Origin of the sequence: Bacillus sp. JJ1764 (assembly GCF_036962145.1) — a bacterium.
GTDB lineage: Bacteria > Bacillota > Bacilli > Bacillales > Cytobacillaceae > Neobacillus.
Map to the genome: position 1 here is coordinate 1 of NZ_JBALNY010000152.1, position 11263 is coordinate 11263.

Sequence of the window (11263 nt, forward strand, 5' to 3'; positions counted from 1 at the left end):
AGGACGTTGATTCTCTTCCTAGAATTCGCCCACGCACGAAGGAAATGCGTTAGCATTTTCGAGGAGTCTTCGCACCTTCCGCTCCAATCAACAGAGTGTAAACAATCAACACTGATCTTTAACACAGCCTATAAAAAAAGAGCCCCATAAAATAAATGAGCCCTTCTTTACAGTGTTATCTTTTTGACATTCTCAATCGGTGTTTCCAGCCATTGTGAAGCGATCTTTGAAAAGATCCTCGTGGAACCTGTTGTATAAAATTCGTGTTCTACCTCTTCCAATCCGGGATCGAGCATTCCATTATATTGCAAAATTGCGCTAATTTCCCGAGCAGTTTCATCTCCTGAACTAATAACATTGACCTTATCACCCATGACTTCTTTTATGAGTGGTTCTAGCAGCGGATAATGTGTACAGCCAAGAATGAGTGTATCTAAGTTTTGATCCATTAATGGTTTTAAGGATTCAATGACAATTTTTTCAGCAATCGGCCCGTTGAGTTCATTGCTTTCAACTAAGGGAACAAATTTTGGACACGAGTGCCCCGTAACAAAAAGCTTACTATTAAGTGATTTCAAAGCAACTTCATAGGCGCCGCTTTTTATGGTAACATCCGTTCCAATGACACCGACCCTGTAATTTTTCGTCCTTTTAATAGCTGCACGCGCCCCAGGGTTAATAACGCCAAGGACTGGGATGGAAAGCTCCCGGCGAATGTCATCCAATGCTGCAGCTGTTGCCGTATTGCAGGCAATCACCAGCATTTTTATATTCTTTTTCAATAAAAATCTAGTTAATTCCCAAGTGAATTTTTTAACTTCTTTGGTCGTTCTGGGTCCATATGGGCATCGTAATGTATCGCCTAAATAGATAATTTTTTCATTAGGCAGCTGCCTTATGACTTCTTTGGCAACCGTTAACCCTCCTACACCAGAATCTATGACACCAATCGCTTGCTTCAAAACTCTCGCCCCATTTATCGCATTTCTTGATGCAGTTTGTCCAGATTAATTTGAAGAAGCCGGATTTCTTCACTTGTGAAATCTTTTAATACTTCTGCCAAATATACCTGGCGTTTTTTAATTACTTCATCAATGATTCGTTTTCCTTCTTCTAATAAGTGTATTCTCACTACACGTCGGTCATTTTGATCCTTCACTCGTTCAACAAGGAGATTTTTTTCCATGCGGTCCACTAAATCTGTTGTCGTACTGCATGCCAAATACATTTTATTGGAAAGCTCCCCAATTGTCATATCTCCGTCTTCAAACAGCCATTGTAAGGCTACAAATTGTGGAGGTGTAATTTTATAATTAGTAAGCAATTCTCTGCCTTTTTGTTTGATAATGCCCGAAATATACCGTAGATCCTTTTCAATATTGGCAACTATGTCCCCATTTAATGTTTGAGAATTTTCGAGTTTCATTTATATACACTCCTAAAAATTAGCTTCTCCTCAGGTTTATTTCCGTTTCAACAGGTTAATACCATAAGCTTGTCCTTATTTTCTACTTTTTTCGAGAAAAATTCAAGTTGAAACTATTGTTTTCCTATGTAAATCAGGTTTATCTCAAAAAATGTATGAACCGGCCTCCCAAAAGGAAGCCGGTTCAATATCGATAGTATTTTTAAAAGAGTGTTGGTAAATAAGTGATTGTGAAACTCCCTTTAAACAAAAGGATGTCGGCAAATTCAAGCGATTTTGATCTTCAATCTATTAGATAAGATATAAACCATCAAATTTCTTCCGACTTCTTTCATTATTATATATGTTTCCCTATTTAGAGCATTACATTTGGCTGCATGCAATTTGGCTTGTTCTAGAACTTCCTCCACATCCTAGCATGAGCCTGCTCCTTCTTCCGAAATTATTGAATAGGCTACACAAGAATGCTATGCATTGTTTGAGCTTTTGATTTCGTTTCAAAAAGAAAAAAAAGCACCTCCTATGCGTTATTTTCCTTATTAGAGCAACGTCTCGACGGTTAACTTTCGATATCTTCTGAAATCTATTGTAAGAATCAAAATAAAACACAATAAGACCTTGCCAAAAGGAAGGCCTAAATCGTATGGTATTTTCGGATCGAACCGACAACCTCTTGCATGCCATGCCGGGACGCTTTTACCCTTTAAAATTCTATAACCTTCGCAAAACACTTTAGATCAAGGTTTTTCGGAGGTTGTTATTTTTCTTTGTTTTACTCCGTAAGACATAAAAATATGAAAAACGTGACCACGATGTGACCAAAGCTCGGCTATTGAACAAAAGCATCCATTTGTTGTATAAGTTTATTTTATAATTTATTTTCCCAAAAGTTTTTTTCAAAAAAATTAATTATTTCTTCTTTATAATTGTATCTATCATTGAGCTTTTGTAGTAAGTCGAGATCATGGGTATGAGTTTTTCCAGTATCGAGTACTTCTCGATACAATTCAAAATAAGGAAGTTTATTACTAATAGCGTTTTTTATTTCATTTTCTACATCATAAGAAATTTTTTTAAATCTTACCTCAACAATCCCTCTCACATCGATTTCAAGAATCGCATACTGTGCACGAAGGTCAGAACCTAACTTGTCCCATTTGTAAAATGGCTGTCCAATAGTACCTGGGTTAATAATCAATTGATCATTGCTACTATAGCGTAACAATTGATGATGGGTATGTGCATAAATCGCAATATCGTAATCATGCTCAAATAACTGATCAAAATTTTCCTGATTATTAGTTGGCCATAAATCTCCACCATAATTTTTATTTTGTAGATTATGACTAATACTGATTGATAGATTATTTACTTGTTTTGTTGCGTGTAATGGTAAATTCTTAATTAGATTAATATAGATTTCATTCAAATTTTCACACTGATACTGAACTAACCGAGAAACATAGATATCAGTTGCATTATCAAAATCTATCCTTTTATTCAACACGTCAAGGAAACAGTCTTCCCAGTTTCCTTTTACATACATACCAACTTTAATAGTTTCTAATATTTCAAATAAATCATTTGCCCCAGGCCCAGGCATGATTAAATCTCCTAAAAACCAATAGTCAGTGACACCTTCTTTTAAAGAATCTTCAACAACTGCTTTTAATGCACTAACATTTCCATGGACATCTGCAAGTAAAGCAATTCTATGTTTCATTTATTTTATTTTGTCCTCCCTAAAAATTTACAGTTAATTAAAAATTAAAAATATAGTCCTTATTTTATCATTTGGTGGTATATTATGGAATCCATTAAGCTCGCAGCTTTTGTTGAAGAAGTTTCAATTTTATTGAACTTTATCCTAAAAACTTTTTAACAGTATAAAAAAACTAAATATTTAAAAACTAATAGAAAAAAACGGATGTGATGTGAATGAAAAAGCCAACAAATTTACTTTTATCAATGATCATAGCTATAATCCTAGCTCCAATTAACTCTTTAGCTGCAACATTGCAAAACCTACCTTCAAAGGAATCCTCGAAACAATGGGAAGTCATTGTTGGTAAAGCTGACAGCGATGACACGAAGCTTAACAAATCAACGAAGCCAGATTTATATAATGTTTATAGCCTTAACATCAAAAATATTGGTGACAAAGACATTAAAATGGTTAAAGTTGAGGCATATAGAAATGAACCTAACTCAACAACACAATACGAATTATTCACTGTTGATTATGAACATAATAGCTTGGAACAGCCTTTTCACCATCAAAACTTTCCTTTGTACACTAAGGCAACTCAGTTAAAAGTTATTGTTACTTGGACAAAGAAAAGTGATAAAAATGACTATCCACGAAAATATAGTGAACAATTTGTTTTTCAACAATAATGTCTATTTCTAGGAGGGTGTAATCCCTCCTTTATTTTTATTTAAATCTTGTTACAAATGCTACGATTAATAAGTTTTTTATTGAACTGATATAGATTTCAGGAATATTTGGTGGATATTTTAAATCAATACTCAAATCAAAACTGTATCAACATTTATTTTAATACCCAATTATTTAACAGTGCTAATTATCTTAACTTTGCAGAATGGTGTAAAAAAAGCATTTTCAATTATAGGGCTTTTTGTTATAATTAGTGTAAAATTACACCTAGGTATAAATACCGCCTTGTATATGTTAAGGGGGAATAAGAATTGAAAAAGGAGCATTTCTTTATATGGATGTTAATGATATTTGCAACTTTAATAGGCGTATATGGACAATCTTTAGCATATTTTGTGTATGAACATATCAATCTTAAAAGTCCGCCAGTATATTACTTAACCGTCTTTACGGTTACTAGTGTCTTTATATACTTAGTTATTCCTTTATTAGCATATTTGATGATTAGGGTAAAAAAAATTGATAAAAAATATTCTCATATATATATTTTGGGTTTTGGCATGTTAGGTATATGCGTATCTATGTGGTCAATATTTGTTTGTGTGATGTGGTGGGGCTAATTTTTTTGAAAAGAATAGTTTGAATGAACTAGTATGATTCTTAAAGAAGAGGTCGTATATTTTTCACCAAATGAAGGTTTGTTAAGAAATATAATTTTTTGGGGGGCTTTTGTTTAATACCCCCAAGTTATCAATAAGTCAAAAATATGCAAGTTCTTATTTATTTCTTGTATATTTTTGGCTTTTTTATATTCAAAAGATAAACTAACATGTATTTCCTTATTGAAAAAAAAGAAGCAGTATGCCCCATACCATCTTATTTGTACCTCAGTCAATTATTTTCCCGCACTTCCCCCAACTGCTTTCCAAGAATTATTTTCCTTTTAATATAAGCTATTATATCAAAAGCTCGAATGAATTTTGCGGCAAACTCCCCTTTGTTACTGTAACATGAACCCAATATCAACATAATTACGCTAAGTGCACAGTCAAAAAGAGAACCCTTTCGAGTCCTCTAATTTACAAACACTTTATTTTCTAACCTACATGTTGGATAAAGAGGAAGCCATTCCTCTTTATATAATAACTCTATCCTCAGTTGACTGAACATATATCTGGGTTGTAGTAACGTTGCTATGACCAAGAAGACGTGATACTGTGTAAAGATCAGTAGTCGCAAACATCGACTGGGCGTAATATCTTTTCATTGAATGGGACAAGAATCCTCACTTCGATACCAATAGCCGTTCCTGCCTTTTGAAGTACGTACAGCGGTACACCTTTACCACTAATCTTCATTACATCATCGAAAACATCTTCTTTACACCACTCTGCGAACTGGGTCATTGCGTTTCTTTTGTTATTGATTGTTGCTTTTGAAAAGCATTAATTCTGAATGTCCAACAAATATTCCTTAATGCAATCTTTCATAAAATGCCACTCCTCAGGCCATATTTATTATGTTCAAAGGGATTTCGGCATATTTACCTATGAATCTAAAAAATCCTATTATATCAACGTTTGTAGAAATGTATGAACCGGCCTCCTAAAAGGATGCCGGTCATGTTTAAAGTTCTAGCTCTCCCATTCGAAGGAGTTCTACAACTGCTTGTGAACGCCCCTTTACACCAAGCTTTTGCATGGCATTAGAAATATGGTTCCGAACTGTTTTCTCGCTGATAAAAAGTTCACTAGCGATCTCTTTGGTTGTTTTGTCTTGTACTAACAGCTCGAATACTTCTCTTTCCCGTTTAGTGAGTAATGGCTTGTGAGTATAATCATTCTCCTTCAAGTACTGTAACCCTCCTTGCCTTCGCCAGTTATGAACCGGGGGTGGGTATATATTTAGTCACCATATCATATGTGAACATGTTGCAGGTAGTGACTGTAATTATTGAAAGGATCATGTTTTTATTTCATCATATAAAAAAACCCTCTTTTCATTATAGAAAAGAAGGTTTTTGTTGTTACAATCAATCATGGTCACTGCCGAAAAAGTTTCGGAATGACTGGAAGGTCGCATCACGATTAATGGCTGCAATGGAAGTGGTAAGTGGTATTCCTTTTGGACATGCTTGAACACAGTTTTGTGAATTACCACAGCCTTGAAGACCGCCGTCTTCCATAAAGGCATTTAAACGTTCTGCCTTATTCATAGAGCCAGTTGGATGGGCATTGAACAAACGAACTTGTCCAAAAACAAATGGTCCCATGAAGTTTGATTTGCTGTTGACATTAGGACATGCCTCTAAGCAAACTCCACAAGTCATACATTTCGATAATTCGTAAGCCCATTGGCGCTTATTTTCAGCCATTCTTGGTCCAGGTCCAAGATCATAGGTTCCATCAATTGGAATCCATGCTTTAACCTTTTTCAAAGAATCGAACATTCTGCTACGGTCAATCTGAAGGTCACGGATAACCGGGAACGTACTCATTGGCTGCAGGCGAATTGGCTGCTCCAATTGGTCAACTAGAGCGGAACAAGATTGACGCGGTTTGCCATTGATGACCATTGAGCAGGCGCCACATACTTCTTCCAGACAGTTCATATCCCAAGTAATCGGGGTTGTTTCTTTTCCGTCAACAGTTACTGGATTTTTACGGATTTCCATTAAAGCAGAAATCACGTTCATATTTGGACGATACGGAACCTCAAACGTCTCCTCATAAGGGGCAGCGTCTGGAGTATCCTGACGAGTAATAATAAATTTAATAGTTTTATTTTCAGCCATTTTTCCTACTCCCCTTCCTATTAGTGCTTTTTAGTGTAATCCCGCTTCCTTGGTTGAAGCAAAGATACGTCTATATCTTCATAATGGAAAGCTGGAGCAGTCTGCGCATCAACAAATTTAGCCATTGTTGTTTTCATGAATTCCTCATCATTACGTTCAGGGAATTCCGGTTTGTAATGAGCACCACGGCTTTCATTGCGGTTGTAAGCACCAAGCGTAATAACACGAGCCAATTGAAGCATGTTTTGTAATTGACGTGTGAACGCTGCCCCCTGGTTGCTCCATTTCGCTGTATCATTAATATTGATTTTCTTATAGCGTTCTAGTAATTCTTGAATCTTTGCATCCGTTTTTAAGAGACGATCATTGTAACGAACAACTGTTACATTATCAGTCATCCATTCACCAAGCTCTTTGTGAAGAACATATGCATTTTCAGTACCATCCAATGACATAATGCCATTCCATTTTTCTTCCTGCTCTTTAACATGGCGATCAAATACGGTTGAAGAAACTGCATCAGAGCTCTTTTCAAGGCCGCCAATATATCTAACAGCGTTTGGCCCTGCAACCATACCTCCATAAATGGCAGATAATAATGAGTTCGCTCCTAAACGATTTGCACCGTGCTGTGAATAATCACATTCACCAGCAGCAAACAGACCAGGAATATTTGTCATTTGATCATAATCAACCCATAAGCCGCCCATTGAATAGTGAACAGCAGGGAAAATCTTCATTGGAACTTTACGCGGATCATCGCCAACGAACTTTTCATAAATTTCGATGATACCGCCTAATTTAACATCTAACTCATGTGGATCTTTATGAGATAGATCTAAATAAACCATGTTTTCTCCATTGATTCCAAGCTTACTATCGACACAAACAGAGAAAATCTCACGTGTTGCAATATCACGTGGTACTAGGTTTCCGTAAGCTGGATATTTTTCCTCAAGGAAATACCAAGGTTTTCCGTCTTTGTATGTCCAAACACGACCGCCTTCACCACGTGCCGATTCACTCATGAGACGAAGCTTGTCATCTCCAGGGATAGCTGTAGGATGGATTTGAATCATTTCACCGTTCGCATAGTAAGCACCCTGTTGATAGACTATGGAAGCTGCCGAACCCGTGTTAATAACAGAGTTAGTAGATTTACCAAATATAATTCCTGGGCCTCCGGTTGCCATGATCACAGCATCAGCAACAAATGAACGAATTTCCATTGTTTTTAAATCCTGAGCTACGATTCCGCGGCAAGTTCCTTCATCATCAGTAACTACCCCCAGAAACTCCCAGCCTTCGTACTTCGTAACCAAGCCTGCCACTTCATGACGGCGAACCTGCTCGTCCAGCGCATATAATAATTGCTGTCCAGTTGTTGCCCCAGCAAATGCAGTACGATGGTGCTGTGTTCCACCAAAACGACGGAAGTCTAGCAATCCTTCAGGCGTACGGTTAAACATAACACCCATCCGGTCAAATAAATGGATAATTCCTGGAGCCGCTTCTGTCATTGCTTTTACAGGAGGCTGATTTGCCAAGAAGTCTCCGCCATAAATCGTATCATCAAAGTGGATCCACGGTGAATCCCCTTCACCTTTAGTATTTACTGCTCCATTAATACCGCCTTGGGCACAAACAGAGTGAGAGCGTTTAACTGGAACTAGAGAAAATAATTCCACCGGTGTTTCATGTTCCGCAACTTTCACAGTTGCCATCAAGCCAGCTAATCCGCCGCCGACTACGATCACCTTTCCCTTACTCATCGTGACTCACTCCTTCAATCCAAAATCCATATTTTTCCGTTTTCGTTTTAAATCTATTAAACAAAAGCAACTAATGTTTGAACTCCTACAAAAGAAAGCGCTAAGAAAATTATCATCGTGACATATGTAATAATTTTTTGAGAGCGCGGTGTTTGAGCAATGCCCCATGTAACCAAGAAAGACCATAAACCATTAGAAAAGTGGAAAATAGCTGAAATAATTCCGATTACATAAAAAGCAAACATGATTGGTGAAGATAAGATATCCTGCATCATTTGGAAATTAACTTCTGTTCCATAAATCGCATATGCCAAACGAGTTTCCCATACGTGCCATGCAATAAATATGAGAGTAATAACCCCTGTAATACGTTGGATTAAGAACATCCAGTTTCTAAAAGTTCCAAATCTGCTAACATTGTTTTTAGCCGTAAAAGCAATATAAAGGCCATAAATTGCGTGAAATAAAATTGGTAAAAAAATAACAAACGTTTCCAGGACATAACGGAATGGAAGATTCCCCATAAAATCTGCAGCTTTGTTAAATGATTCTGCTCCCCCAGTTGCAAAATGATTGACAGTTAAGTGCTGTAAAAGGAAAATCCCAATCGGAATGACCCCAAGCAGTGAATGCAATCTCCGATAAAAAAACTCGCGATTCGCCGCCATTGAATTACCCCCTTTTGTTTTTAAAAAAAGTTTGAATCTTACATTTTTCCCACTATCAGTGTGACAATTATGTGACATGTTCATTTTACTCCCAACGACAAATAGCGTCAAGGAAACGGATACATAAAAACTAGTTAAATATAAAATTTTTTAAATATATTGATATTATAAATGTATGATGATTTATAGCGCTATTAGTTATGTCGAAAAATGAAAGCGCTTTATTTCATTCGTTTAATTTCCATTATCTTACGGGTGATAATTCCACTATTTTGGTAATGATAATTATGACAATAAACAAGTGGTGTTATATTAAGATAACAAATCCTGCCCTATAACTTCTTCCGATTTCGGTAATGAAAATTCGTCGATTTTGTATATAATAGAATAATAGAAAGAGGGGAAACTTGTGAAAGAAAGCATAGTTACTGATCAAATTGGCAACACGGCGGAACCGAGGTCCATGTCTGTTTTTGGATATGAACTTATAAGGGAAGTGCTTCTACCTGAGATTTTTGGTAAAGATACTCCCGAAATATTGTATTGGGCCGGAAAACGCCTCGCCCGTAAATATCCATTGGAAAATATGGAAGAACTTATTGATTTTTTTGAAAAAGCTTCATGGGGCACTCTCATGATCAAAAATGAGTCAAAAAATGAAATGGAACTAGAACTGACCAGCCCGCTCCTTGTATCTCGGGTAAAATCAAAATCAGAACACTTCTATCAATTAGAAGCCGGCTTCTTGGCTCAACAGTTCGAACAACAAAAAGGAATGATCTCCGAAACATACGAACATCCTGTCAAAAAATCAAACAAAGTTCGCTTCACGGTTAAATGGGATTTGAAAGATCTGATTTAAATGACAACATAAAAAAACTCGGCGATTAGCGAGTTCTTTAGAAGTAATTGCATATATTCCTAATATGATGTTTAACTTTTCCATCAGCTAATGAATGGTGACAGGTACCTTGGTGCCTGTCACCATTTTCTTTTTTTAGAAATTACTGATCTCCTAATTCAAATGCAGAATGGAGCGCTTCAACTGCTTTATGCATGTATTTTTCTTCCACAACGGCAGAAACTTTAATTTCTGAGGTACTGACCATTTTCACCGGGATTCCTTGATTTGCAAGGACATCAAACATTTTGGCCGCAACACCTGGGTTGGAGATCATACCTGAGCCAACAATGGATACCTTTGCCAACTTGTTCTCTGCATCCAACTGCCCATATCCTAAACTTTCTTTATTGTTTTCAAGAACATTTAAGGTTTCTATCCAGTCATTCGTTTGGATAGAAAAGGAGAGGTTGGCAGCTCCTGTTTCTGTTGTACTTTGGATAATAATATCTACATTAATATGATTTTGGGCTAAGGTAGTAAAAATAGTTGAGAGACTGTTTAAAGAATTCGTCAAGCCTAAAACCGTTACTTTCGTAATGTCGGCCTCAAATGCCACTCCACGTACTACTAAATTTTGCTCCATTGTTGCTTCCTCCTCAATCACTGTACCTTCTTCTTTTTCCATACTAGAACGGACTTCTAACCGCACCTGATAATTCTTGGCAAACTCAACTGCCCGCGGATGCAATACACCAGCACCTAAATTTGCAAGCTCGAGCATCTCATCATAAGAAACCGAGAGCAATTTTCGAGCACTTTTTACATACCTCGGATCGGTAGTAAACACACCGGTAACATCCGTATAAATATCACATTTATCTGCTTTTAATGCAGCTGCAAGAGCGACAGCGGTTGTATCAGAGCCACCGCGTCCCAATGTCGTAATTTGTCCATCTTCTGTTACGCCTTGGAATCCCGCCACAATGACAACTTTTCCAGCATTTAATTGTTTGCTGATGGCCTCTGTATGGATTTTGGAAATTCTCGCATTTCCATGAATCGGTTCAGTGATGATTCCAGCCTGCCAGCCGGTAAAGGAAACAGCTGCAAGCCCTTTTTGGTTTAGGGCAATTGATAGTAAAGAAATCGTTACTTGTTCTCCTGTAGTGAGGAGCATATCCATTTCACGCTTATTTGGCTGAGAGGAGAGTTCCTTGGCCATATTTACAAGTTGGTCTGTCGTTTTTCCCATTGCCGAGACAACAACGACCACTTGGTTCCCTCTTTCAGTTTCTTCTTTAACACATTGTGCTACATTTAATATTCTTTCAATACTTCCAACAGAAGTACCGCCAAACTTT

12 protein-coding genes are annotated in these 11263 nt (G+C 36.9%); 3 read left to right on the forward strand and 9 right to left on the reverse strand.

Annotated elements, in window-relative coordinates; genetic code table 11:
• Positions 1 to 167 precede the first annotated feature (167 nt).
• The 3 genes from racE to V7083_RS19085 all read right to left on the reverse strand — a co-directional run bounded on the left by racE (position 168) and on the right by V7083_RS19085 (position 3149).
• Positions 168 to 962, reverse strand: a complete 795-nt coding sequence (racE, locus tag V7083_RS19075; RefSeq protein ID WP_335480883.1) for a glutamate racemase — start codon at positions 960 to 962, stop codon at positions 168 to 170.
• 14 nt (positions 963 to 976) lie between these two features.
• On the reverse strand, positions 977 to 1426 hold the full coding sequence (locus tag V7083_RS19080; protein ID WP_335480885.1) for a MarR family winged helix-turn-helix transcriptional regulator: 450 nt from the start codon (positions 1424 to 1426) through the stop codon (positions 977 to 979).
• Positions 1427 to 2294: 868 nt separating this feature from the next.
• Positions 2295 to 3149 (reverse strand): metallophosphoesterase family protein, encoded by an 855-nt coding sequence (locus tag V7083_RS19085; RefSeq protein WP_335480887.1) that lies wholly within the window; start codon positions 3147 to 3149, stop codon positions 2295 to 2297.
• A 215-nt stretch (positions 3150 to 3364) separates the two neighbouring features.
• Between V7083_RS19085 and V7083_RS19090 the strand changes: the two genes are divergently transcribed.
• On the forward strand, positions 3365 to 3823 hold the full coding sequence (locus V7083_RS19090; protein WP_335480889.1) for a hypothetical protein: 459 nt from the start codon (positions 3365 to 3367) through the stop codon (positions 3821 to 3823).
• Between the two features lie 312 nt (positions 3824 to 4135).
• On the forward strand, positions 4136 to 4444 hold the full coding sequence (locus V7083_RS19095) for a hypothetical protein (protein WP_335480891.1): 309 nt from the start codon (positions 4136 to 4138) through the stop codon (positions 4442 to 4444).
• A gap of 606 nt (positions 4445 to 5050) precedes the next feature.
• Here the strand turns inward: V7083_RS19095 and V7083_RS19100 are convergent.
• The 5 genes from V7083_RS19100 to V7083_RS19120 all read right to left on the reverse strand — a co-directional run bounded on the left by V7083_RS19100 (position 5051) and on the right by V7083_RS19120 (position 9058).
• Complete coding sequence (locus tag V7083_RS19100; RefSeq protein ID WP_335480893.1) at positions 5051 to 5230, reverse strand: hypothetical protein; 180 nt, start codon at positions 5228 to 5230, stop codon at positions 5051 to 5053.
• A 220-nt stretch (positions 5231 to 5450) separates the two neighbouring features.
• Positions 5451 to 5675, reverse strand: a complete 225-nt coding sequence (locus tag V7083_RS19105; protein ID WP_042459328.1) for a helix-turn-helix domain-containing protein — start codon at positions 5673 to 5675, stop codon at positions 5451 to 5453.
• A 181-nt stretch (positions 5676 to 5856) separates the two neighbouring features.
• Complete coding sequence (gene sdhB / locus V7083_RS19110; protein WP_335480895.1) at positions 5857 to 6618, reverse strand: succinate dehydrogenase iron-sulfur subunit; 762 nt, start codon at positions 6616 to 6618, stop codon at positions 5857 to 5859.
• A 20-nt stretch (positions 6619 to 6638) separates the two neighbouring features.
• On the reverse strand, positions 6639 to 8390 hold the full coding sequence (gene sdhA / locus V7083_RS19115) for a succinate dehydrogenase flavoprotein subunit (RefSeq protein ID WP_335480897.1): 1752 nt from the start codon (positions 8388 to 8390) through the stop codon (positions 6639 to 6641).
• A gap of 56 nt (positions 8391 to 8446) precedes the next feature.
• The gene (locus V7083_RS19120) at positions 8447 to 9058 is read right to left on the reverse strand and encodes a succinate dehydrogenase cytochrome b558 subunit (RefSeq protein WP_335480899.1); all 612 of its coding nucleotides are present in this window, start codon (positions 9056 to 9058) and stop codon (positions 8447 to 8449) included.
• Between the two features lie 409 nt (positions 9059 to 9467).
• Between V7083_RS19120 and V7083_RS19125 the strand changes: the two genes are divergently transcribed.
• Positions 9468 to 9920 (forward strand): YslB family protein, encoded by a 453-nt coding sequence (locus tag V7083_RS19125; protein ID WP_438823749.1) that lies wholly within the window; start codon positions 9468 to 9470, stop codon positions 9918 to 9920.
• Between the two features lie 142 nt (positions 9921 to 10062).
• Here the strand turns inward: V7083_RS19125 and V7083_RS19130 are convergent.
• On the reverse strand, positions 10063 to 11263 hold a 1201-nt coding region (locus tag V7083_RS19130), incomplete at its 5' end, for an aspartate kinase (protein WP_335480901.1).

Bases quoted from the DNA above. Each gene is read 5' to 3' on its own strand.
- V7083_RS19100 (WP_335480893.1), bottom strand. From the start codon at position 5,230: ATGACCCAGTTCGCAGAGTGGTGTAAAGAAGATGTTTTCGATGATGTA.
- sdhB (WP_335480895.1), bottom strand. From the start codon at position 6,618: ATGGCTGAAAATAAAACTATTAAATTTATTATTACTCGTCAGGATACT.
- sdhA (WP_335480897.1), bottom strand. From the start codon at position 8,390: ATGAGTAAGGGAAAGGTGATCGTAGTCGGCGGCGGATTAGCTGGCTTG.
- V7083_RS19090 (WP_335480889.1), top strand. From the start codon at position 3,365: ATGAAAAAGCCAACAAATTTACTTTTATCAATGATCATAGCTATAATC.
- V7083_RS19080 (WP_335480885.1), bottom strand. From the start codon at position 1,426: ATGAAACTCGAAAATTCTCAAACATTAAATGGGGACATAGTTGCCAAT.
- V7083_RS19085 (WP_335480887.1), bottom strand. From the start codon at position 3,149: ATGAAACATAGAATTGCTTTACTTGCAGATGTCCATGGAAATGTTAGT.
- V7083_RS19120 (WP_335480899.1), bottom strand. From the start codon at position 9,058: ATGGCGGCGAATCGCGAGTTTTTTTATCGGAGATTGCATTCACTGCTT.